Source organism: Streptococcus sp. 23.2 (genome assembly GCF_016648665.1).
Taxonomy (GTDB): domain Bacteria; phylum Bacillota; class Bacilli; order Lactobacillales; family Streptococcaceae; genus Streptococcus; species Streptococcus salivarius_E.
Window position 1 is genome coordinate 51,472 of the sequence record NZ_JACLQJ010000006.1, and the last position, 22,106, is coordinate 73,577.

At 39.6% G+C, this 22,106-nt stretch carries 23 protein-coding genes; 3 read left to right on the forward strand and 20 right to left on the reverse strand.

What is annotated here, in order from left to right; genetic code table 11:
* Positions 1 to 104 precede the first annotated feature (104 nt).
* From H7T98_RS04755 to H7T98_RS04765, 3 genes are all read right to left on the reverse strand, one after another.
* Positions 105 to 1,634: a HAMP domain-containing histidine kinase gene (locus H7T98_RS04755; RefSeq protein ID WP_201061383.1), complete on the reverse strand. Its 1,530-nt coding sequence runs from the start codon at positions 1,632 to 1,634 to the stop codon at positions 105 to 107.
* Entirely contained in the window at positions 1,631 to 2,320 is a 690-nt protein-coding gene (locus H7T98_RS04760) for a response regulator transcription factor (RefSeq protein WP_002883757.1), read from the reverse strand. The genes H7T98_RS04755 and H7T98_RS04760 overlap by 4 nt, the downstream gene beginning before the upstream one ends.
* Before the next feature lie 155 nt (positions 2,321 to 2,475).
* A complete protein-coding gene (locus tag H7T98_RS04765; RefSeq protein WP_002889961.1) occupies positions 2,476 to 3,012 on the reverse strand; it encodes a DUF177 domain-containing protein in 537 nt (178 codons plus the stop codon).
* A gap of 298 nt (positions 3,013 to 3,310) precedes the next feature.
* Here H7T98_RS04765 and rsmG point away from each other — a divergent pair, with 298 nt between their 5' ends.
* The 3 genes from rsmG to H7T98_RS04780 all read left to right on the forward strand — a co-directional run bounded on the left by rsmG (position 3,311) and on the right by H7T98_RS04780 (position 6,168).
* Positions 3,311 to 4,024, forward strand: a complete 714-nt coding sequence (gene rsmG, locus H7T98_RS04770) for a 16S rRNA (guanine(527)-N(7))-methyltransferase RsmG (RefSeq protein ID WP_155222411.1) — start codon at positions 3,311 to 3,313, stop codon at positions 4,022 to 4,024.
* Between the two features lie 68 nt (positions 4,025 to 4,092).
* Positions 4,093 to 5,457 carry a TrkH family potassium uptake protein gene (locus H7T98_RS04775; protein WP_014633891.1) on the forward strand — a complete coding sequence of 455 codons (1,365 nt, stop codon included), beginning with the start codon at positions 4,093 to 4,095 and terminating at the stop codon, positions 5,455 to 5,457.
* A gap of 39 nt (positions 5,458 to 5,496) precedes the next feature.
* The gene (locus H7T98_RS04780; protein ID WP_002889958.1) at positions 5,497 to 6,168 is read left to right on the forward strand and encodes a potassium channel family protein; all 672 of its coding nucleotides are present in this window, start codon (positions 5,497 to 5,499) and stop codon (positions 6,166 to 6,168) included.
* A gap of 88 nt (positions 6,169 to 6,256) precedes the next feature.
* Here the strand turns inward: H7T98_RS04780 and H7T98_RS04785 are convergent, their stop codons facing one another.
* The 17 genes from H7T98_RS04785 to ureE all read right to left on the reverse strand — a co-directional run bounded on the left by H7T98_RS04785 (position 6,257) and on the right by ureE (position 22,087).
* Entirely contained in the window at positions 6,257 to 7,087 is an 831-nt protein-coding gene (locus tag H7T98_RS04785) for an energy-coupling factor transporter transmembrane component T family protein (protein WP_037599013.1), read from the reverse strand.
* On the reverse strand, positions 7,087 to 8,757 hold the full coding sequence (locus H7T98_RS04790) for an ABC transporter ATP-binding protein (protein WP_201061385.1): 1,671 nt from the start codon (positions 8,755 to 8,757) through the stop codon (positions 7,087 to 7,089). The genes H7T98_RS04785 and H7T98_RS04790 overlap by 1 nt, the downstream gene beginning before the upstream one ends.
* 65 nt (positions 8,758 to 8,822) lie before the next feature.
* Positions 8,823 to 9,368 (reverse strand): ECF-type riboflavin transporter substrate-binding protein, encoded by a 546-nt coding sequence (locus tag H7T98_RS04795; protein ID WP_048790680.1) that lies wholly within the window; start codon positions 9,366 to 9,368, stop codon positions 8,823 to 8,825.
* 9 nt (positions 9,369 to 9,377) lie between these two features.
* Positions 9,378 to 10,226, reverse strand: coding sequence for an S-adenosyl-l-methionine hydroxide adenosyltransferase family protein (locus tag H7T98_RS04800; RefSeq protein ID WP_048790679.1), 849 nt, complete (start codon positions 10,224 to 10,226; stop codon positions 9,378 to 9,380).
* A gap of 150 nt (positions 10,227 to 10,376) precedes the next feature.
* The gene (sstT, locus tag H7T98_RS04805) at positions 10,377 to 11,585 is read right to left on the reverse strand and encodes a serine/threonine transporter SstT (RefSeq protein ID WP_013990053.1); all 1,209 of its coding nucleotides are present in this window, start codon (positions 11,583 to 11,585) and stop codon (positions 10,377 to 10,379) included.
* Positions 11,586 to 11,707: 122 nt separating this feature from the next.
* Entirely contained in the window at positions 11,708 to 12,400 is a 693-nt protein-coding gene (locus H7T98_RS04810; protein WP_013990052.1) for a methionine ABC transporter permease, read from the reverse strand.
* Positions 12,400 to 13,467 carry a methionine ABC transporter ATP-binding protein gene (locus tag H7T98_RS04815; protein ID WP_013990051.1) on the reverse strand — a complete coding sequence of 356 codons (1,068 nt, stop codon included), beginning with the start codon at positions 13,465 to 13,467 and terminating at the stop codon, positions 12,400 to 12,402. The genes H7T98_RS04810 and H7T98_RS04815 overlap by 1 nt, the downstream gene beginning before the upstream one ends.
* Complete coding sequence (locus H7T98_RS04820; RefSeq protein WP_002883790.1) at positions 13,460 to 14,833, reverse strand: M20/M25/M40 family metallo-hydrolase; 1,374 nt, start codon at positions 14,831 to 14,833, stop codon at positions 13,460 to 13,462. The genes H7T98_RS04815 and H7T98_RS04820 overlap by 8 nt, the downstream gene beginning before the upstream one ends.
* Before the next feature lie 60 nt (positions 14,834 to 14,893).
* Entirely contained in the window at positions 14,894 to 15,796 is a 903-nt protein-coding gene (locus tag H7T98_RS04825; protein WP_002886572.1) for a MetQ/NlpA family ABC transporter substrate-binding protein, read from the reverse strand.
* Positions 15,797 to 15,956: 160 nt separating this feature from the next.
* A complete protein-coding gene (locus H7T98_RS04830) occupies positions 15,957 to 16,805 on the reverse strand; it encodes an amino acid ABC transporter substrate-binding protein (protein WP_002886570.1) in 849 nt (282 codons plus the stop codon).
* Between the two features lie 166 nt (positions 16,806 to 16,971).
* Positions 16,972 to 17,688 carry an energy-coupling factor ABC transporter ATP-binding protein gene (locus tag H7T98_RS04835; RefSeq protein WP_002886569.1) on the reverse strand — a complete coding sequence of 239 codons (717 nt, stop codon included), beginning with the start codon at positions 17,686 to 17,688 and terminating at the stop codon, positions 16,972 to 16,974.
* A 1-nt stretch (position 17,689) separates the two neighbouring features.
* Positions 17,690 to 18,469 carry an energy-coupling factor transporter transmembrane component T gene (locus tag H7T98_RS04840; RefSeq protein ID WP_048790678.1) on the reverse strand — a complete coding sequence of 260 codons (780 nt, stop codon included), beginning with the start codon at positions 18,467 to 18,469 and terminating at the stop codon, positions 17,690 to 17,692.
* On the reverse strand, positions 18,466 to 19,443 hold the full coding sequence (cbiM, locus tag H7T98_RS04845; protein ID WP_048790677.1) for a cobalt transporter CbiM: 978 nt from the start codon (positions 19,441 to 19,443) through the stop codon (positions 18,466 to 18,468). Before cbiM ends, H7T98_RS04840 begins: the two co-directional genes overlap by 4 nt.
* A gap of 3 nt (positions 19,444 to 19,446) precedes the next feature.
* Complete coding sequence (locus H7T98_RS04850; RefSeq protein ID WP_070655601.1) at positions 19,447 to 20,286, reverse strand: urease accessory protein UreD; 840 nt, start codon at positions 20,284 to 20,286, stop codon at positions 19,447 to 19,449.
* Between the two features lies 1 nt (position 20,287).
* The gene (ureG, locus tag H7T98_RS04855; RefSeq protein WP_048790675.1) at positions 20,288 to 20,902 is read right to left on the reverse strand and encodes an urease accessory protein UreG; all 615 of its coding nucleotides are present in this window, start codon (positions 20,900 to 20,902) and stop codon (positions 20,288 to 20,290) included.
* 29 nt (positions 20,903 to 20,931) lie between these two features.
* Entirely contained in the window at positions 20,932 to 21,645 is a 714-nt protein-coding gene (locus tag H7T98_RS04860) for an urease accessory protein UreF (RefSeq protein WP_002886562.1), read from the reverse strand.
* Positions 21,635 to 22,087 carry an urease accessory protein UreE gene (gene ureE / locus H7T98_RS04865; RefSeq protein WP_002949549.1) on the reverse strand — a complete coding sequence of 151 codons (453 nt, stop codon included), beginning with the start codon at positions 22,085 to 22,087 and terminating at the stop codon, positions 21,635 to 21,637. Before ureE ends, H7T98_RS04860 begins: the two co-directional genes overlap by 11 nt.
* Between the last annotated feature and the right edge of the window lie 19 nt (positions 22,088 to 22,106).

Genomic DNA, 22,106 nt, shown 5'->3' on the forward strand with positions numbered 1-22,106 from the left:
TTTGAAATTCGGTACTCTATTTTACCATAAAAACACATAAAAAGCACGCCCTAAACGAGGCGTGCCCATGACCAAGAATCGCTCTAAGTCTCTTATAAATTGATTTAAAGCTCAAGTTGAGGTGTCGTCGTTTCTCCATCTGCAAATGGAATGTAAAGGTCGAAACGTGTTCCAACACCAAGTTCAGAACTAACCTCAATACGACATCGGTAGGCCTCCACAATCTGGTAAAGGATTGACAAACCAATACCAACACCAGATTGCGTTGTCGTACGGTTACGTGCCTTATCTGAACGGTAGAAGCGCTCAAAGATATGCTCAATATCTTCTTTAGAGATCCCTTCACCATTATCTTGCACTTGTACCAACATTTCATCTTCCAGAGCCTTAATTGTAACCTGGATTTCCTTGTTAACAGGAGAGTACTTGACCGCATTATCAATCAAAATAGTAATCGCCTGTTCAAAGTGTTGGCTGTAAATCTGTGCTGGGCGCTCTGAGCTCTCGAAATCATTGAGGTAGAATTGATAATCTTCATGCAAGACACGGAAATTACCAATAACCGTACGGATTGAAGAATTCAAATCACAAGTATCGTTTCTGTGATTTTCAAATGATCCTTTGACACGGATAGAATCCAACATGTCATTAATCATAATCGTCATACGGTTGGCCTCGTGACTGGCAGCCTCAAGACTTTCCTCAAGAATCTCAGGGTCATTTTTACCCCAACGTTGCAAGAGGTCCATATGCCCCTTAATAACCGCAATCGGCGTACGCAATTCATGACTGACGTCACTCAAGAAACGCATCTGCATCTGATTATTTTCTTGGATTTTATCCATCATACGGTTAAAGTTAACCGCCAAATCACCAATTTCATCGTGACTTTCAATCTTAGAACGAAGTTCCAAATCACTTGGCGAATCGGTGATAACTCCCATCGTTTCGTGCAACTGTCTCATCGGACGAAGAATAGATGTCAAGACAACCACAGTTGCTGCGATAACTAGAACCGTCATCCCCACTTCTAGGAAAATCAATAAGAAAATCAAACGCTCTTTCAGAGCATAGTAGAATTCCAAATCATGGAAAATCTGGGCATAACCAACGATGGTCTTTTTATCTTTACCGTAGATTGGAACTTGCAGCAAGAAACCACGCTTCCCTTTATAGGAAACTGACTTCAATTTGTTTACCTCGGACATACCTGGAGGCGAGTCTGTGTTCTCCTCAGAAGTAAAGATAAACGTTCCCTTTTTGTCATAAACAAAAACAGATTGGTTAGAATATAATTTATTAGAAATCGCAACCTGACCATCCAAAGAGTGCTTTTCGGAAAGCACACCATTAATGATCGATGCATAGATATTTTTAGGCGAATAAAGGGCAGCTAAAAGCGGTTCTGGACTCAACTCTTCGTCGGAGTCCCAGTCCTTTTCTATATAAGTAACAACTTTTGAGATTGTAGTGTTTACATTTTGACGTTCACGTTGTAAAAGTAGTGTATTGGCTGAGAAAATAACAACCAGAGTGAACATCGACAATACAAGAAAGAAGACCACAGCAGTTGTCATGGTCAACTTTTTTCTAATGGTTACTTTACCAAATAATTTATCTTGTAATTTACTCATTTTTCACGGATAACGTAACCCATTCCTCGTACTGTTTGAATATATGATTCCTTACCTGGAACGTCGATTTTTCCACGCAAGTAACGAATATAAACATCTACAACGTTTGTTTCGATGGCGTCATCATATTTCCAAACTTGAAGTAAGAGTTCCTCACGGGTCATCACTTGGTTCATATTGCTCAAAAGTGTGTTCAACAAATCAAACTCACGTTTTGTCAATGGAATTGCTTCATCACCACGAACAACTGTACGGTTTTGAACATCCAATTTCAAATCACGATAAGTTGACGCTTTAGCTGGTGCATTCTTAGCAGCTTCGATATCTTGGCGACGGAAGGTTGCACGAATACGTGCCAATAGTTCTTCAATCGCAAAAGGTTTTACAATATAGTCATCAGCACCACGGTCCAAACCAGCAACAATGTCCATGATTGAATCGCGGGCTGTCATCATCATAATATAAGTATCTTTTTCTTGTTGGAGACGACGTGTTACTTCAAAACCGTCCATCTCAGGCAACATAAGGTCCAAGAGAATAAGATCGAAATCTTTCTCGAGTGCCATTTCAAGTCCTTCACGTCCGTTGTCTGCTGTCACAACGTCGTATCCTTCGTGTTGAAGTTCAAGAGAGACAAAACGAGCAAGGTTTTTCTCATCTTCAACAATCAAAATGCGTTTGCTCATAATAAGTATTTACCACTTTCTTAAAATTTTTTGACTTCTATTTCCCTTAAAAAGTCTGTAGATTTACCCTATAAATAAATCCGAAAATTAACTTCTAATGATATAATAATACAGATTTTTAAAATTGTCAAATATTTTTAGTTTATTTTTTTGAATTAATTTTCGTCAAATAGACCGTTCAATTGGGCAAAGGGATTACTTGCTTCTTTTTTCTCCTGTTGAAGTGCGGCAAAATCCTCTTCTGACAAGACTTCCCAGTCATTACCTGAGAGCGAAATTTGTCCTGATTCTTCCTCAGGTGTTAATACTCTCAAAGGAATATTAAGAAGAATATTATCTAGAATACTCTCATCAAGATTAATGGTATCCCCATCCAAGATAAGAACTAGATTCTCTTCGACTAATTCCTTTTGAAGAGCTGCATCTGCCTCTTGTATAAAGGTTTCTGAAACTGGATAGTTAAAGCTAAGTGTCACAGGTTCAAGTGAACGGCTAGATGGCAAGGTAATATCATAGCTAAGTTGATAGTCCAAAAGGTACAAGCCATTATCATAGGCTACCTGACCACTTGCTTGAATCTTTTCAAGATTTAAAACTTGATTATAGCGTTCTTTAATAGACTCCAACAAAGAAGGTGCTTCGGTAAAGGCGAGCCCCTCTGGAGACTTTCTAACTTCTGAAAGATAAATCATTCTTAATCCTCAAATTAAATTTCCCCATAGGGATCTATTTTCAATCCACAAGACCATAATCCCCTACATTCACTTTTCATTAGAGAACATGATTATGATTTTAGACTTAATTAGTATTATATCAAATTTTTAAGAAAAAATAACACCTTTAATATTACATATTTCTTAAACTTAGAACTTTTTTCAAAGCTAATGAGAAACTTACTCAGACCCAGTTCCCATCTGTCCTATAGAGTTAGATGAAAGCTCTTAATTATGGTAAAATAAGAGCATTGAAACTAGATAAAAGGAATATATAATGACACCTGAAGATTTTTACAAGGCTCTGAAAGAACTGGGGTTCGATCTCAGCCAAAAACAAAAAGACCAATTCCAACGCTACTTTGAGCTTTTGGTAGAATGGAACGAAAAGATCAACCTTACTGCAATCACAGAAAGAGACGAGGTCTACCTCAAACATTTCTACGATTCCCTAGCTCCTGTGCTTCAAGGGCATATTAAAAATCAAAGTATTCGACTTCTGGATATCGGAGCTGGAGCTGGATTTCCAAGTCTCCCTATGAAAATCCTTTGCCCTGAGCTTGATGTGACTATCATCGACTCTCTTAATAAACGCATCAATTTCCTCAATCTCTTGGCTGATGAACTTGAGCTCAGCGGTGTTCACTTCTATCATGGACGTGCAGAGGATTTTGGACAAGACAAGGCCTTCCGTGCTCAGTTTGATATTGTTACTGCCCGTGCCGTCGCACGCATGCAAGTTCTCTCAGAATTGACTATTCCTTTCTTGAAGGTTGGTGGACAACTTATTGCACTTAAAGCTGTAGCAGCTGATGAAGAGTTAGCCGATGCTAAAAATGCCTTGAACTCGCTTTTTGCCAAGCCTATTCTCAACGAGAACTACAGACTGCCAAATGGGGATGGACGTAATGTCACTATTGTCGATAAGAAAAAAGAAACCCCAAATAAATACCCACGTCGTGCTGGAATTCCTAACAAGAAGCCGCTATAACGTTTATCCAAGGAGGTGTCTTACTCCTTGGATTATTATTTACTCTTATGATAACTTGGAGGTTTTCATTGATTAATCGTCTTTCTGTCACGCAAAAGCTTGTGCTCAGCTTTGTCTTTGTCATTATAGTGGGAAGTATTTTACTTAGCCTTCCCATAAGCCACTATGCTAATAGTCCAGAAACAAGCTACCTGGATCATCTCTTCAATACTGTGTCAATGGTCTGTGTAACTGGACTTTCTGTTGTCCCGGTCAGTAAGGCATACAATGGTCTCGGTCAAATTTTCTCTATGCTTCTCATGCAGACGGGAGGACTTGGGCTCGTCTCTCTTATAGCCTTTAGCACCTATACCCTGAAAAATAAATTAGGACTGAGTGATCAAGATCTCCTTCAATCCGCACTTAGCAGGGATAACCAAAAAGATTTGAAAGCTTATCTTTTTAAGGTCTATAAAATTACTTTTTCTATTGAAGTTTTGGCAGCACTTGTGATTATGACTGATTTCATTCCTCGTTTTGGACTTGGTCACGGCATTTTTAATAGTCTCTTTCTAGCTGTCTCTGCCTTTTGTAATGCTGGATTTGACAACTTAGGTTCTAACAGTTTACAGGATTATGCAACCAATCCAACCATTAACCTTGCTGTAGCTTTTCTCATTATGTCTGGAAGTTTGGGATTTGCAGTTTGGATTGATTTGATTCAACTATTGCGACGTTATATTAAAGATCGTCCAAGGAATTGGAAATTAGCTTGTAGACCTTTCAGCAATCAAAGCCGTCTTGTTCTTATAAGTACAGGCTGTCTCCTCTTAGGAGGAACACTACTTGCTTGGTTACTGGAAATGGATAACTCTAAGACAATCGGTACTCTCAATGTCTGGCAACAACTTCTGGTAAGTTTCTTTCAGACTGTAACCATGCGTACCGCTGGCTTTGCAACTATTTCCTATACCAATGCCGATTTCTCCACAAATCTTCTTTTTATGATTCAAATGATTATTGGGGGTGGTCCTGGAGGAACTGCGGGTGGTATCAAGGTGACAACTGCCACTATCATGTTCCTGCTTTTTAAGTCAGAGCTATCTGGTAACTCGAGCGTTGTTTTTCGAAATCGTATTATATCTAATAAGACTGTTTTACAAGCATTCACAGTTATACTCTTTTTCCTAACAATGCTCTTTGTCGGCTATGTTATTTTGCTGGAGACTAATCCTACGCTATCGCCCCTAGGCCTACTTTTTGAGAGTGTGTCAGCCATTGCTACTGTTGGTGTTTCAATGGATTTGACCCCTAATCTAAATACTCTAGGACGACTCGTTATCATATCTCTGATGTTCATTGGCCGTGTTGGACCTATCACTGTTCTCTTGAGCTTGATGACCAAAAAAGAAAAGCATGTCTCTTATGCCCCAACTGATATTTCAGTTGGCTAAACAATTTTATTCATTGACAATATTCTGAAAGGATTTTATATGAAAACACAAATTATTGGGGTCCTCGGTTTGGGAATCTTTGGACAAACCATTGCAACCGAACTCTCCTCTTTTGGACAAGATGTTATTGCCTTAGATAATAACTCTACAACAATTGATTCCCTTGCTGATCAGGTGACTAAGGCCGCTGTTGGTGACATTACTGACATTGACTTTCTACGTTCTGCTGGTATTGATACTTGCGATACGGTCATTATTGCAACTGGAGAACACTTAGAATCTTCTGCACTGGCGCTCCTGCAATGTAAAAAACTTGGCATTACAAATATTATTGCTAAAGCTATGAATAACAATTATGAGGAAGTCCTTTACGGAATGGGGGCCAACTGGGTCATCACTCCTGAGCGTAGCACAGCAAAAGAATTGGCTTCAAACATCCTCCGTTATAACATTTCAAATGTTTTTCATTTAGAGGACGACGTGGCTTTAATTGAACTTAAAATTCCAAAGGAATGGGCTGGAAAGTCTTTGCATACATTAAATCTAAGACAAAATTATAACGTCAACGTTATTGGTTTTAGAGATGAGCAAAATGGCAAGTTAAACACTCACTTTGACCCAATTAAGAAACTACCTGACGAAGGAATCATCCTAGTTGTCGCCGACAATCGGACACTAGAAAAATTTGATTATTTAGGCTATTTGAAATAACAAAAAACGTTCCAATCTCGTTCATCTGGACAAGACGGGAACGTTTTTTTATTATGCTTAATGGCAGATTCTCTCTATGCTAAGAGCATTATCTCCATGGATTATAAAAACGACCATGATTGAAGAAAATTAATCCAATACTAATCCCCAATATAAGGATAGCTGATAGGATGACAAGGTAATCTTGTTTCATCAAAGATTTATGCACATACCATGTACGTTTTTTGTAGCGACCAAATCGTCGTAACTCCATGGCTGTCGATATGGTATCAATTCGTTCGAGAGATGAAAAAATTAGTGGAAGAACAATTTGGAGATTCCCGCGAATGCGTTTGACCAATCCCACCTTTTGCGACAAATCCAAACCACGAGCCTCCTGAGCCTTACGAATCGTAAAGAATTCTTCTTGAACATCTGGAATATAACGCAAGGTTAAACTCACGGAATAGGCAAATTTATAAGGAACCCCAATTTGATTTAGGCTAGCCGCAAACTGACTCGGATGAGTGGTCATAAGAAAAAGAATGGCAAGAGGGACCGTTGAAAAATACTTGAGCAATAGATTTGCAAGGTAAAAAAGCTCCTGACTGGTTAGATAGAAACGCCCCCAGCCTTCAATAATAACTGTCTTAGCCCCATAAATTTCTTCACCATAGCCAGGTGCGAAAAGGTAGACCATAAGTAAATTAAAGAGAGCAATCGATCCAATAATCTTAACAACGAAAGAAATATCTCGCCAACGAATCTTGGCCAAATAAAAGAGATAAATAGAAAGTAAGCCTACTGCTAGAATAAAACGTGGGTCATAGGTTGCCATACAAGCAACTGAAACCAAGATAAAGAAAAGCATCTTACTTGCCCCAGACAAATCATAGAGGAAACCTTGACCTGACTGATAACCAATTAAACGATTAGACATTAGGGCCTCCTTTTTTCGATATAATACTGGGTTACTTCTACTGGATCACTTGACAATTTCTGACCCAAAGTATAAAGAGATGTCTGCTTGAGATTAGCTGACTCTAGTAAATCCTTCTGATTAAGAATTGTAACAGGCTTGTCGTCTGCAATGATTTCACCCTCAACCACAACGAGACAACGATCGCTATATTCCAACATGAGCTGCATGTCATGAGTAATCATCACAATCGTATGACCTTGCTTTTGAAGACTGTCCAAGAAATTCATGATATCTGTGTAAGTCTTGTAATCTTGACCAGCCGTTGGCTCATCCAAGATAATGATTTCAGGTTTCAAAACTAAGATAGACGCAATGGTCACGCGCTTTTTCTGACCAAAGGAAAGCGCAGAAATGGGCCATTTACGAAAACTATAGAGACCACAAGTCTTCAAGACCTCATGAACACGCTCTTCAACCTCAGCCTCTTCAATACCTCGCAAACGCAAACCAAGAGCGACCTCATCAAAAATCATAGTTTGGCTAATCATCTGATTTGGGTTTTGCAAAACAAAGCCTATACGTTCTGAACGCTCGGCAATGCTATCCTGACTAATATCCTGACCCTCGTAAGTTAATTTCCCTTGACTAGGGACAAAACCGCATAGAGCCTTGGCAAGCGTCGACTTCCCAGCCCCATTTTTACCGACAATCGCTAGTCGCTCACCTTTTTTCAAGCTAAAGGACAGATCCTCTATAATTGTTGGATTATCTCCATAGGAAACACTAAGCCCCTCAACCTTCAAAATAGAGTCACTCGAACTGTCTCTTTTATCTTTCAAAACTCTGTCTGGCAGAGCAAGGTCAGATAAGTCTAAAGCATCTAATTGACTAAGATTTTGTGCACTCCTTGTGTCAAATCCCAACTGACGTAAAACCGTCACATATAGAGGTTCGCGAATCCCATTTTCTAGCAAGAGCGTACTCGATAAAAGCTCATCTGGGCTACCATTAAAGATGAGCTCTCCTTCATTGACCAGTAAAATGCGGTCAACGGGACGATAAAGAACATCTTCTAGGCGATGTTCAATAATAATCGTCGTAGCTCCCACCTCCTTGTGGATCTTATCAATGAGATCAATGGTTTCCTGTCCTGATTTAGGATCTAAATTTGCCAGAGGCTCATCAAATAAAAGAATAGGACTCTCATCAATCAAGACACCAGCCAAACTGACTCGTTGCTTTTGGCCACCTGATAAATCTTGAGGGCGGTGATTCAAAAGAGAGGTCAAGTCTAGACGCTCAGCCCAGAGGGCTACCTTATCTTTCATCTCACTTTGATCAGCACAATCATTCTCCAAAGCAAAAGCCAAATCCTCGGCTACAGTTAGGCCAATAAACTGACCATCCGGATCCTGCAATACCGTCGATACCAACTGTGACTTATCATAGATAGATTGCTTAAAAATATCCTGACCATCTATCCTTACCTGGCCTTGTGCCTGACCTTTATGAATATTAGGTATGATACCATTGAGACACTGAGCTAGAGTCGACTTTCCACTACCAGAAGGACCTAAGATTAGGACTTTCTCGCCCTTGGCAATATCAAAGCTGATATCTTTAAGCGTCGCTTCTGCTTGCGCATCATATTGAAATGTAAACTGATTAAAACTAATGTATTTATCCATGTTTCTACTAAAAAAGAGAGGAGGTATCAAAACAAACTGACAGTCCCACTCTCCTATGATTCATGCTAGTCTTTGGTAAGACTACCAGATTGTGTACGTGAGCTAGCATAGATTGCAAGAAGGAGGGTTCCTCCAATTGCAATTGTAATAAAGTTAGCTACGCCAGCTACAAAACTTTGTGCATAAAGGTATGACCAGGCTTGTGCAAATTGGAGTCTATCACCAATAGGAGTAACGATACCATAGGCAATAAGGAGGGCCAATGCTTGTACTAGGTTAAACCAAATCATACTCATCAAAGAGAACTTGCCAGTTGTGACGTCATATTTTTTACTAAATAGACCAATCACAAGACCTGTAATAGCACTTGCAAGTACCCAAGCCCATGAGATATTTCCGTATTGAATGCCATCTTTAAGCGCATGCCCAATAAAGCCCATAAAGAAACCTGTAATAGGCCCAAAAACAACTGAGAATAGTGCTTGAACAGCATACTGAAGTTGGATGCTAGTGTTCCCAAAAATAGGAATATTAACAAACATACCAATGATAATAAAGAGTGCTGCACCAATACCTGTCGCAACTACTGTACGAATTGAATTATTCTTCATAATCTTACTTTAATCTCCTAAACGTTTAATTTCAATGTGCCAGTTAGAGCCTACACCAATATTATATGCCTTGGCAAAAGACACTTGGTTAATGGCTAAACCGACACGATAGAGGGAATTGATATAAATAATTGGTTGACCAATACGAACATCCGCAAATGATTTTCCATAGGTAACCTGATTTTGATAAACCAACATATCATTGTTAAAGATGGTTACTTCAAAGCGGTCACCAAAGTTTGGGTCTAAAGCGTAAAAATCATCACGTGTGATAGAGGTCCAAAGAGAGCCAAAACGGACATCCAAAATGTCAATCGCACCACGAACTAAATTATCCTCTATGATGGTTTCAACCACTGGAAGTTCTAGAATTTTGTCCACAGGTAACTCAGGACCGACTTCTTCAAAACTGATATGACCAGAAGCTAATTTAGCCCCTGTATAGGCATAAACATCACGACCATGGAAGGTATAAGAAAGTTCTGTATTGCTACGACGATTCTCAACCTCTGAAATCTCACGAACAGCCACGATACCAACAACCTTTTTGATATAAGAAAGTGTCCCGTTATCTGGTGTGACGATATATTGCCCCGTCTTTGTTAAGGCAACCACACTTTTACGTGAGAAACCTACACCCGGATCAACTACCGAAACAAAGGTTGTCCCCTCAGGCCAGTATTCAACGGTCTGAAACAGACGATAAGAAGCCTCAAAAGTGTTGTAGGGGGTAATCTCATGTGTCAGATGATGAACTCCCAAACTAGGTTCTTCCTGAAGGGCCACACCAATCATGGCCGAAACAGCACCATCAACCAAACCAAAGTCTGATTGAAGCACCAATAAATTATTAGTCATAAATGTTTCACTTTTTCTCTTTGAACGGTTTATTTTACCATATTTTATGGGCTTTTTAAAGATGATAGATCCTTGAGCTAGCTATAGTCTTTGACTATGTTTTCTCTAAAATCAAAAAGCCAGCCAAATAGGCCGACCTTATACAATTAGCTATGCTTTCTTCCAACGGCTCTTTTCTGCTACTGCTGTAAAGAGAACGTCTGTTGAAGAGTTAAGGGCTGTTTCACAGGAGTCTTGGATGACACCTACGATAAAGCCGACACCGACAACCTGCATGGCCAAATCATTTGAGATACCAAAGAGGCTACATGCTACTGGCACTAATAGGAGGGATCCTCCAGCAATACCTGAGGCACCACAAGCAGAAATAGCTGAAACCACACTAAGAATGAGTGCTGTCGCAAAGTCGACCTGAATTCCCAAAGTCGTTACTGCAGCAAGCGTTAAGACATTGATTGTCACGGCTGCTCCAGCCATATTAATAGTTGACCCCAAAGGGATAGAAACCGAATAGGTATCAGGATTCAAACCAAGATCCTTACAAAGTTGAAGGTTAACTGGAATATTGGCTGCTGACGAGCGAGTAAAGAAGGCTGTAATCCCAGAGTCTTTCAAACAACGGAAAACTAGTGGGAAAGGATTTTTGCCCATCATCACAAAAGCAATGATTGGATTAACAACCAAGGCAACAAAGGCCATTGTTCCCACTAAAACAAGGATTAGGATACCATAATCTGCCAAAACACCAACACCATTCTCAGAAATAGTATTAAAGACAAGACCAAGGATACCAAATGGGGCCAAGTTGATAATCCAACGAACGATTTGTGACGTCACTTCTGCCAAGGTATTAAGCAAATCCTTCGTATGATTGCTAGCTGTTCGCATGGCGAAACCAAAGACAACTGCCCATACCAAAACACCAATATAATTGGCTTGAGCCAAGGCATTGACAGGGTTATCTACCATCTTAAGCAATAAATCTTTAAAAACTTCTCCCACACCTTGAGGTGCCGTTGCTTTAGTCGCTGCAGCTGCTCCCAACTTCAAAGAAATTGGAAAAATATAGTGAGAAATAACTGCCGTCAAAGCAGCCGCAAAGGTCCCAAAGAGATAAAGAACAATAACTGTCTTCATGTTGCTTTGTTGACCTTCTCGCGTTTGGGAAAGGGCATTGGCAACCAAGGCAAAGACCAAAAGTGGGGCAATTGCCTTCAAACCACCAACAAACATGTCTCCCAAGAGACCAATAACCGTAAACTTAGGAACAAGCAAACCAAGCACAGCACCCACTACCACACCAATGGCAATACGCTTAATTAGACTGGTCCTATTCCAAGTTGAAATAAAACGTTTCATAACTCATTAACTCCTTTTTTATGGTTAGCTTAACCATAAGCATTCGATAGCTTCCATACTATGATAAATATCTGAAATCGTCAAGACATGAGAAAAGCCTGTAGCAAACAGGCTCTCAAATCCTATTTATGACTCAATTTACGAGTCAAGAAATCACCCAAGAATTGGATAAGGAAAATCAAAATCAAAATCAAGAAAGTTGCCAAAATGGTAACTGATGTACTAGAACGGTTATATCCATAATAGATGGCGATGTAACCAAGACCACCGGCACCGATAGCACCGGCCATTGCAGTCTCACCGACTAGGGAAATCAGAGTTACGGTTGATACACGAACCAACTCAGGTAGACCTTCACTAAGGTAAACCTTAATCGTATCCCAAAGTGTTGCACCACTAGCTTGTGCTGCTTCAATAACGCCACGGTCAAGATCTGCAAGCACCACCTGTACTTGACGTGCAAAGAATGGGAAGGTTGCAGCTGACAATGGAACCAAGGCCGCTGTCATACCGAGGTTAGTCCCCACGATAAAGTAAGTGAATCCTTTCAAAATCGCCAAGAGGATAATGAAAGGAATGGCACGGAAGATTGAAGTGATTTTATCCAAGATTTGGAAAACAAATTTATTTTCAATAACTCCACGAGGACCTGTCAATACCAAGAAGAGCCCCATAACAAGACCAAGAAGTCCCCCAATGATGAAGGAAATAACCGTCATGTAGAGAGTCGCATAGATGGCGTCTGGCCAAGAGTTAACCCCCTGCATACCGATACGATAAATATCTGGAAAGTTTTGTTGAATCCAATCTGCCATTATTGGGCTCCTTTCTTAAGTACTTGCAAGCTGACACCTGCATTTTCAATCGCTTTTTGAGCAGCAAGAACCTGATCCGCTTCACCATCCAAGACAACGACCAATTCACCAACAGGAGTATCACCTAGAATCTCAACGTTACCATAAAGGATGTTACTTGAAACTCCGTACTCTTTGAAAAGTTCGGTCAAGAGTGGCTCATCTGTTGAAGAACCAGCATATTTAAGTTGAACGAGAAGGGCTGAGCTTGGTAAGTTTTTCACCAAAGGTTGTGCATTAATCTTAGCCAAGGCATCTTCAATCCCTGCTGCAGTTTCAATAAATTCTTGTGTCAAATCTTCTTGAGGATTTGAGAAGATATCAAGTACACTGCCCTCTTCCAAAAGTTGACCATTTTGCATAACGGCAACACGGTTACAAATATCTTTAACAATTTGCATTTCGTGGGTGATCATAACCACTGTCAACCCAAGTTTTTTATTCAAATCCTGCAATAGTGAAAGAATTTGCTTAGTTGTTTTAGGGTCAAGAGCTGATGTAGACTCATCTGAAATCAAGATTTCAGGATCATTAGCCAAGGCACGGGCAATCGCTACACGTTGTTTTTGACCACCTGATAATTGTGCAGGATAGTTTTCAGCACGATCAGCCAAATCAACCAATTCCAAAAGACCGCGAATTTTTTTGTCTTTCTCTTCATTGCTTAGTTTAGAATGACGAAGGGCAAAGGCTACATTTTCATAAGCCGTCTTTTGAGCCATAAGGTTAAAGTGTTGGAAAATCATCCCAATCGTTTGACGTTTCTGACGCAATTCTTTTGTCGACAATTGGACCTTACCATCTGCAAAAGTCACATCTTTACCGATAGTGATTTTACCAGCTGTAGGCACTTGCAAAAGATTGATCGCACGCACAAGGGTAGATTTACCAGCCCCTGAATAACCAACAATTCCGTAAATATCACCTTTTTCAATCTGGATAGACACATCCTTAACCGCTTGAATAGTGCGGCGTTTCTGCGTAAAGGTGATATCAATATTTTTCAAATCAATAATGACATTACTCATAACTTGCAATTAACTCCTTAATTAGTTCAATGTGGGTGTAGTAATCTGCTAAGCTGACATTTTCATCCCCACCATGGTCACGACTGTTGGCATTTCCTATACCAAAGGCTGCCATAGGAACACCCAAAGCCTGATGAATCATATGCATAGGCCCTGTACCTGCTGCCGTTGGAAGCACAGCAACGCCTTCTTCATAAAAGCCTTTTGCTAACTCAATAACATTGACAATAGCTGGATCAGACATATCACTACGATAACTTTCTTCACCAAGAGTGAAGGTCACCTTGATACGGTCAAATCCTTCTTTTTTGAGGTGTGCCTTGATACACTCCAAAACGTACTCAGGCGTCAAGCCAGGGACCAAACGCATCTCCATCTTAGCTCTGGCTTGGGCTGGTAAGATAGTCTTAACCCCTTGCCCCTGATAACCTGTTGAAATGCCTTCAATGGAAAGGGCAGGTTCAAAATAGTAAGTTTTTAAGAAAGCTCGGCGGTCACTTTCTAAAATGGGTAGTTTTAAGCCGTAAATCTTACGAAGACTATCTGCATTTTCAATGGCATAAGTTTCAATAAGATCCATCTCTCGTTCGTTTGGTTGGACAATCTTTTCATAGATACCGTCGATAAGGATACGTCCCTGATCATCTCTCATGCTTGAGATAGCGTTGAGCAAGTACCACGAAGCCGATTCAATCACTGCACCAAATTTAGAGTGGATATCAACATCAGCACTCTCGACAGACAAGTCAAAGGTAATAATCCCCTTGTTGCCCCCTGTGATTTCCAATTGACCTTTACTATTTCGATTTCCTTGCTCCCAAACCAATAGGTCTGCTGGAAGAAGGTCATCTCGGTATTTTTCCAAATATTTTTCAAGGTCAGTTGATGCAGATTCTTCAGCCCCTTCCATCATAAACGTAATATTTACAGGAAGGTCGCCAACCTCTCGAATATATTTCCGCAGGGCTGTCAAACGAGCTGTAATATGCCCCTTATCATCATCAACACCACGACCATACATGTAGCCCTTACGAACTGTCAGACGGAAAGGTTCATCTGTCCATGGCTGATCATTATCCGCAGGAACCGTATCATAGTGTTGATAGAAAATAATTGTTTTCGCATCTGGATTTGGACTCTTGAATTTTGCCAAGACAAATGGTGCCGTATAGGTCTCGTCAATTGTCACCTCTGCACCAACACCAGAGAAAATCTCACCAAGGTAAGCAGCCACGTCATAGAGACCAATATTTTGAGCAAAAATAGATTTTTTAGAAATCAAAGTCCGCAAGACTTCAAAATAGTGCTGAGCAATTTCATCGTTACGAAATTTTCGTAACTGCTCTTCTTCACTTGAAAATGCCATCAAATCGTCTCCTTCATACACGACAAAATGGCGTGCTCTCACACGCCCTCTGTCTTTAGCTTATTTCTTTGAATTAGCTTTCAATTGATCTTGTGTTGGGGCACCTTTCCATGCTGGAAGGTCAACCTTGTTAGATGCATCATAGATGATTTGTGCTACTTCATCGTTTTGGTATGCTTTAATCAAAGTCTTGATAGCATCAGCTTTATTTGATTTTTCCCAATCTTTATTAGCTGCAATGACGTTAACCCAATCTTTCAAATCTTGACTTGGTTCTTCTTGGAAGAGAGTTGTATCATAGTTAACGTTTTGTTGTTGTGCGTATGAGTTATTAACAACCGCTGCATCTACTGATGAAAGCGTTTGGGCAGCTTGTTCAGCTGAGATTTCTTTGATGTCCAATTTCTTTGGATTCTCAGAAATGTTCTTGATAGTTGCCAATTCACCATCTTTAACATCCAACTTAATCAAACCAGCTGTTTGAAGAAGTGTCAAAGCACGGCTTTCGTTTGTACCATCGTTAGGTACTGAGATTGTAGCTCCTTCTGGAAGCTCTTTAACATCTTTATACTTAGCTTTTCCGTTTTCAGTACCTGAGAAAAGGTGGATTGGGCTAAGAAGTGTGTCAGCTGCCGCAACAACATCACCTTTATTTTCTTTGTTCCAGTTGTTCAAGAAATAAATGTGTTGGAAAGCATTAACATCGATTTCACCGTTTTTAAGGGCTTCATTTGGTTGGTTGTAGTCTGTGAACTCTTTCAACTCGATAGTAACACCCTTGTCTTTAGCCAATTCTTTGACTTTATCCCACAATGGCTCAGTTGTATCATCCAAAGTCATGATACCAACTGTCAAAGTTTTATCATCTTTAGCTGATTTATTACCACCAGCACCACAAGCAGCCAAAGCTACTGTTGAAGCGACTGCCAATCCTGTAATTCCGAGAATTTTTTTAAGTTTCATAACGAACTCCCTTTAATTGTTTTAAGTATAAAATTATTATCCCATAGGATGAGAATTGTATCAAATTGTTTATAATTGTATATATCTATAGTTTTTAACTATAACTCGCCCTAGATTTTAATTATATGAAAAAGCTGAGAATCACTCCCAGCCTTCCTTATTATTTTTTACTAGGAACTTTCAAAGCATCTTTAGTTGGAATATAATCTTTATTTCCAAGGAATTTTTCAGCCAACTTAGCCAAAGTACCATCTTTTTGGAGTTCTTCCAAACGTTTGTTTACAAATGTTTGAAGATCTTTTTGGTTATCTGCGAACAAGAAGTAGATGTATGGTTGTTGATCAGATTTAAGTTCAATCGTCTTCAAGTTGCTCAATTTATTGTTTTTGATGATTGCATTAACAGTTGGTGCATCAAAGATCTTGAAGTCGTACTTGCCTTCATTCAAACTTGTCAACATTTGTGTAATATTTTCATTTGTGTAGTTAAGTTCAACTGGCTTGTCTGAATGTTTATCGTTAAATTCAGTTAATTGTGTCGCTGTCGATGTCCCTTGAACAACCTGCGTTGAGTGTCCAGCAATATCATCATATTTCTTAATATTACTATCTTTTGGAACAGTCAAAACAGCTGGTGTGGTACCAATTGGATATGAGAAGAGGTATTTTTGGTCACGTTCTTCTGAATAAGAGATATTGTTCCCAGCCATTTGGTATTTAGCTGAGTCAAGACCTGTGAAGACTGAAGACCATTCTGTTTTTTGGAATTTCACTTCATATTTGTCAGAGTCCTTGAAGACTGCTTTAGCCACTTCCACATCGTAACCAGTCAATTCACCGTTTTCTTCATATGAGAACGGTGCTGTTGTCCCAACTGTGGCAAAGTTAATTGTTTCTTTAGCACCTGAAGATTTAGATGCTTCTTTTGATGATTTAGATGAACATGCAGCAAGCAATGCTACTGAAGCAATGGCTACACCTGTAATTCCAAGAATTTTTTTAAGTTTCATAATATTCTCCTTTGAGATTGATTGTTTTTATTGTAACAGAATTCACTAAGCTTAACTAATACTTAAACATAATCAAGGTGATAAGAAAATACTATCACCTAAAAATATCAATTGTTTGACAAGAAAAAAGTAGAAAACCAATAACGATTTTCTACCTTATTCCTAATTAATAATGTGACAAACGCTCAATCACTTGCTGGTTATTGAGCACTTCCTGGGCAGGAAAGAAATCAGCTTTGCCATCTTCAAAAAGAAGAACATCAGCCTTTTCATGATGAAGGTGCTTAAAGTGATGAGCAGACATGATAATGGTTTTCCCAGATGAATGAAGCTCATGTAGAAGTTCCCTAAAAAATTCTTCATATTCTTTAGAAAGATTATTGAAGGGTTCATCAAGAATATAGACATCTGGATTCGTTACCATGATACTGGCAAAGGCCACTTTCTTCTTTTCTCCACCAGACAGTTGATAGGGAACGCGATCCCTTAAATCTTCAATTTTCAGCAGGGATAGTGTGTCTTGGACCCGCTGTGAGACTTCTTCTTCGGTCAGACCTAGCTGACGAGGACCAAAAGCAATCTCATCATAGACAGTACTATTAAATAACTGACTATCCACATCCTGAAAGAGGATTCCGAGGCGGCTATAAAAATCTCGTTTTTGACGTTTGTCCTTCAGCCATTCTTTGAGGTCCTTACCTAAGAAAAGAATGCGTCCAGATTCTTCCTGCTTGAAGCCGGTTAATAAACTGATAAGACTTGATTTCCCAGTCCCGTTTTCTCCCATCAACATCACATATTGTCCTTGTCTAATCTCCAAATCAAGACCAGTAAAGACCTTTTTTTGTTCATAGGCACAGGCCACTTGATTCAATTGAAACATCTCATCCTCCTAACAGAATCTGTCCTAAAATCACTGCTACTAGACTTATCAAGGCCAGCCAATCCTTCCATGTGAATGACTGTGATGACTTGACATACTCACCAACAAAGCAACGTGCTTCCATGGCTTGAGTCAGTTCCTCACCATAGCGAATAGCTTTAAGGTATAAAATCCCCCAGATATTACTTCCAATCCGGAAACGATGATTGCCACCAAAGCTTCGTGCTTCAATCCCTTTGAGCAAATCCATTAATTGTTTTCCAAAGACATCGATATATTTTATGGTGATATCTAACTGGAGCAGAACAAGATCAGGAAAATGCAATCCTTTTAATGCCGCTAACATCTCACTTATTGTACTCGTCTCTGAATAATAAGCAATGGCTACAGCAATCAAAGGAAGTCTAAAGAGAAAGAGCGATTGACCTCCGCTAAGTAAGAGATGTGGTAGATAAAGAACTAAAGGAAAAATCAACAACACTACGGTCTTTTTCAAGGTTCTTACTAAAATAGAATGTGGCAGAAAAGCCACTCCAGCTCCTAAAAACAAGGCTAGAATCCACAAAACTGTGAGATTTCGGCTAATTCCTACTGAAATAAGTAAGAAAAAGAGAAGTAAAACCTTAGCAGTTGGATGAAAGACTGATGCTACTTTTAAAGGAGGCGTTTCAAACTTTTGAAGAAGAGCTTCCAGATGGTGACGATTCCGGATAAGAAAGTTATTTCTACCGACTTTAGTGACTACCGGGCGCTCTTCCGACATCCAATCTGGCAGAATCATTTTTCAACCTTTCTACCGAAAATCAAGCGATAGAGGATGAAGAAAATCAAAACAGCAGAAGCAGCGCTCAAGACATAACCCAAGACTTCTGGAATACCTGCAATACTATAATCTGGGAAGAGAGCATTGAATGAGAAACCATTCAACATTCCTTTTGGCGCTTGGGCTTCCACATGATAATGAGCCAATTTTTCCACCAACTCTTTGACATCCCATTCCGCAAAAGCTGTTCCCGTCGCCAATAAACCAAGTGGTGTTAGGATAATCAAGGCTAGGATAAAGAGCAATAACGGACGTAGTTTTTTAGTCGTTAGTTCCTGAGTATTATCAATATTCAAACGTTCAATGAATTCTTGAACACCAGCTGTGAAGAATCCTTCTACCAAACCGATGAGGAGGTGAGTCAAGCCCATTACTGGAAGTGTCACTCTCAAAGGGTATGGATTGTAAAGCGGATTACCACTGCTATCTTTAAAGAGAATAGGCTGAATTCCTAATAAAACTGCAACAGTCAGAGCCGCAGCTACAATCCCAATATAACCTCCAAAAAAGCTGGCAATTATCCTGTTCTTTGTCCACTTATTCAAGAGTTTATAAACAGCATAACCTACAAATGGCATAACAACGGCCATACAAAAGGCGTTAGCACCAAAGGCCAAGATTCCACCATCACCAAAGAGCAAGGCCTGCATAGCCAGGGCCACACTAACTGCTAAACAGGAGGCCCAAGGCCCTAACAATATAGCAATTAGCACTGCTCCAACAGCATGGGCACTAGTTCCACCTGGGGCTGGAAGATTAAACATCATGATAAGGAAGGACAAGGAAGTCCCGATTCCCAACATAGGAATCGTTTTTTTATCCGTATCAACTTTAACCTTTACTTCCTTGACAGCCTTATACCAAATAGGCAACATAACTGCCCCCATTGCCGCACAAGTCGTAGGGCTTAGGTAATTTTCAGGAATATGCATTTTTTATCTCCTCATATCATTTTTTCTCAAATTCAAAGGGGTTAATCCATGTATTTCTTGTCTAAAATAGTCTGCACAGGCATAAATGACGCGACGATTATCCTCAGCAGTTTTTCCTAAGATACGTAACACCAGACCTGGGATATCTAAGGATGAAATAGCAAAATCAGACTCTAAATTCAGATCTTCTAAGTGCTTCTGCAAAGCCTTAACAAAAGCCTCGTCAATATTTGGTGACACCATTACCAAACTATTATAATTACGCCAGCCTTCAAAATAACCAAGTTTAAACATATCTTGTTTCTGAGGCTCTAAGAGGGTCTGATCGCTATAAACAAGCTCATTATCTTGGTAGATTTGTGTCAAATTACGAAAATAATGGTATTGAAACGGCAAATCCTCATGAGACCAACCTGCCGTCACACCATCTGAATAAATCAAGTGGGCAGACTTGTCCATATCAATACGACTTGTTTGGAAATAGCGTGATTTCAAATAGGGAATAACTTCATCAGCCATGTACTCCAAATAGCTATTTTCTTCAAGTGTGATGGACGTATGTTGTTGCGTCAACTGCCCTCTTTCACACTTGTAAACATAGGTAGGTGTTTGGGTTGTTACCAAGGCATGAGCATCTTTATTAACATCAATAGTCACTTGATACTGCTCACCCTCGACAAAGCCCCCACCCATATTAATTAGGAAATAGTAAGGAACACCATTGGCATCTGAATTATCCGCTGACACTCGAGAGTTACCTTCTTGGTATTTCTTGTGGGAAATTGTACGACCATTTCGATTTGAAAATCCAAGATGGACAAAGCCATCGTATACTTGTGTCATCTTACAAGTCCTCTAGTAGGAAATTCTTACGAATCCATTCTTCCACTTCCTTAACATTGTCATCATTATTCAAATTTGTGAAAATGAAAGAATCTTCGTTACGGAAATGAAGGGTATCTTCACGCATACGATCTAGGTTAGCTCCAACATAAGGTGCAAGGTCAGTCTTATTGATCAAGAACAAATCACTCTTAATCATCCCTTGACCAGCCTTACGTGGGATTTTTTCACCCTGAGCAACGTCAATAATATAAATCGTAAAATCAACCAAATCAGGACTGAAGGTCGCAGCTAAGTTATCCCCACCACTTTCAAGGAAAATAACATCCAAATCATGGTCAAAGCGCTCTTGAAGAGTTTCAATCGCTTCAAAGTTCATAGAAGCATCCTCACGAATCGCAGTATGAGGACATCCACCAGTTTCTACACCAATGATACGGTCTTCATCTAAGCTTGAATTTTTAGCCAAGAAAAGAGCATCTTCTTTTGTATAGATATCGTTAGTAATAACTGCTAAATTTAAGTCGGACATACGTCGTGTAAGACGCTCAAGTAAAAGAGTTTTACCTGAACCAACAGGTCCACCAACTCCAATAATTACAGTACGTTTTGTCATTGTTTTTTCCTCTCAACCTTGTTGATATTTTAGGACATGAATAGGCGGAATACCTGTGTTTCATGTTTCATCTGAGCTAATTCAAGACCAGGCGTATTGGCCCCAAGGTAGGACGCGTCCAGTTCTTGAATTTCCTGTGTCATTTTTTCTAATTGCGAAAAGCTACGTAAAACAATCTCTTGTCCAGCAAACTGTCCAAGTGGAATGGCACGAACAGCATTTTGAACCATCGTCGAAATCACGCTATAGCCATAAAGTGCAATGGCTTCACTACATCCCAAGCCCTTGTTAAACACATAGAGCGCAAAGACAATAGCTGGATTGCCGAAGACCTCACCCTTACGTATTTTGGACTGATAGTCATCCAATACCGGAATAGCATGAAGCCTTTGAATGAGTCGAAGCATTTGCTTAGCAATCATTTTAGTCCCCTGTCTTGTTTCACGCGCTTGCGTCGAAACTGTCAAGACCTTATCATAATGCCAAACCTGCTCTAAGTTGTCTGTAGCCATAGCATCATAAACCAGTTTGATTACAAGACCTTCACCATATTTAAACTGACTAGCTAAATAGGCTTCTTGCCACTCTTCGTAACCTTTATCATCTGTTACAGTGTCTTCGCGCAGATAATTTTCCATCCCAAAAGAGTGGTTAAACGATCCAATTGGAAAGGTTGAATCGACAATTTGCACAATTTCAAGATAATCTTGCAAAGACACATTAGCAAAAGGATTAATGTTCATGGGCAGTTAAATTCACATGGCGTAGGGGCTTATCAAGGACCACTTCTTCAATCGTGTAGGCAATCTCTTTTTGAGTCAAGACTTGCTCTACAACTGGGTCAACCTCTAAATAAATCTTGGCATCTTTCACCTCAATCGGTTTATGAGTATTCCCAAGAATATGAGCTGTGATTCCCATTTCATCCATATCTTTAGGTGAGATGACAATCAAATCCTGTGACTCAACACCAATAGCTAGGACATGGTGATCATCGATAAAAAAGGCAGAGCCATTTTGCAATTTTTGTCCCTTATCAAGACGAATACCAAATTCATTCCCGTGATCACTCTTCACACGAATAATTTTTTTGTTAAGGTCATCACTCGAAAGAATGACTGTTTCAATATGGTATTTGTCCACATCGATATCTTTAACAAGAGCGTCTACTTTTGTAAAAATCATACTTTTTCCTTTTCTATTA

Bases quoted from the DNA above. Each gene is read 5' to 3' on its own strand.
- H7T98_RS04785 (WP_037599013.1), bottom strand. From the start codon at position 7,087: ATGTCTAATCGTTTAATTGGTTATCAGTCAGGTCAAGGTTTCCTCTAT.
- H7T98_RS04800 (WP_048790679.1), bottom strand. From the start codon at position 10,226: ATGACTAATAATTTATTGGTGCTTCAATCAGACTTTGGTTTGGTTGAT.
- H7T98_RS04820 (WP_002883790.1), bottom strand. From the start codon at position 14,833: ATGGCATTTTCAAGTGAAGAAGAGCAGTTACGAAAATTTCGTAACGAT.
- H7T98_RS04810 (WP_013990052.1), bottom strand. From the start codon at position 12,400: ATGGCAGATTGGATTCAACAAAACTTTCCAGATATTTATCGTATCGGT.
- H7T98_RS04790 (WP_201061385.1), bottom strand. From the start codon at position 8,757: ATGGATAAATACATTAGTTTTAATCAGTTTACATTTCAATATGATGCG.
- H7T98_RS04815 (WP_013990051.1), bottom strand. From the start codon at position 13,467: ATGAGTAATGTCATTATTGATTTGAAAAATATTGATATCACCTTTACG.
- cbiM (WP_048790677.1), bottom strand. From the start codon at position 19,443: ATGCATATTCCTGAAAATTACCTAAGCCCTACGACTTGTGCGGCAATG.
- H7T98_RS04830 (WP_002886570.1), bottom strand. From the start codon at position 16,805: ATGAAACTTAAAAAAATTCTTGGAATTACAGGTGTAGCCATTGCTTCA.
- H7T98_RS04780 (WP_002889958.1), top strand. From the start codon at position 5,497: ATGAAAACACAAATTATTGGGGTCCTCGGTTTGGGAATCTTTGGACAA.
- ureE (WP_002949549.1), bottom strand. From the start codon at position 22,087: ATGATTTTTACAAAAGTAGACGCTCTTGTTAAAGATATCGATGTGGAC.
- H7T98_RS04850 (WP_070655601.1), bottom strand. From the start codon at position 20,286: ATGACACAAGTATACGATGGCTTTGTCCATCTTGGATTTTCAAATCGA.
- H7T98_RS04840 (WP_048790678.1), bottom strand. From the start codon at position 18,469: ATGATTCTGCCAGATTGGATGTCGGAAGAGCGCCCGGTAGTCACTAAA.
- H7T98_RS04760 (WP_002883757.1), bottom strand. From the start codon at position 2,320: ATGAGCAAACGCATTTTGATTGTTGAAGATGAGAAAAACCTTGCTCGT.
- H7T98_RS04755 (WP_201061383.1), bottom strand. From the start codon at position 1,634: ATGAGTAAATTACAAGATAAATTATTTGGTAAAGTAACCATTAGAAAA.
- H7T98_RS04835 (WP_002886569.1), bottom strand. From the start codon at position 17,688: ATGTTTCAATTGAATCAAGTGGCCTGTGCCTATGAACAAAAAAAGGTC.
- sstT (WP_013990053.1), bottom strand. From the start codon at position 11,585: ATGAAACGTTTTATTTCAACTTGGAATAGGACCAGTCTAATTAAGCGT.
- H7T98_RS04825 (WP_002886572.1), bottom strand. From the start codon at position 15,796: ATGAAACTTAAAAAAATTCTCGGAATTACAGGATTGGCAGTCGCTTCA.
- H7T98_RS04765 (WP_002889961.1), bottom strand. From the start codon at position 3,012: ATGATTTATCTTTCAGAAGTTAGAAAGTCTCCAGAGGGGCTCGCCTTT.
- ureG (WP_048790675.1), bottom strand. From the start codon at position 20,902: ATGACAAAACGTACTGTAATTATTGGAGTTGGTGGACCTGTTGGTTCA.
- H7T98_RS04860 (WP_002886562.1), bottom strand. From the start codon at position 21,645: ATGAACATTAATCCTTTTGCTAATGTGTCTTTGCAAGATTATCTTGAA.
- rsmG (WP_155222411.1), top strand. From the start codon at position 3,311: ATGACACCTGAAGATTTTTACAAGGCTCTGAAAGAACTGGGGTTCGAT.
- H7T98_RS04795 (WP_048790680.1), bottom strand. From the start codon at position 9,368: ATGAAGAATAATTCAATTCGTACAGTAGTTGCGACAGGTATTGGTGCA.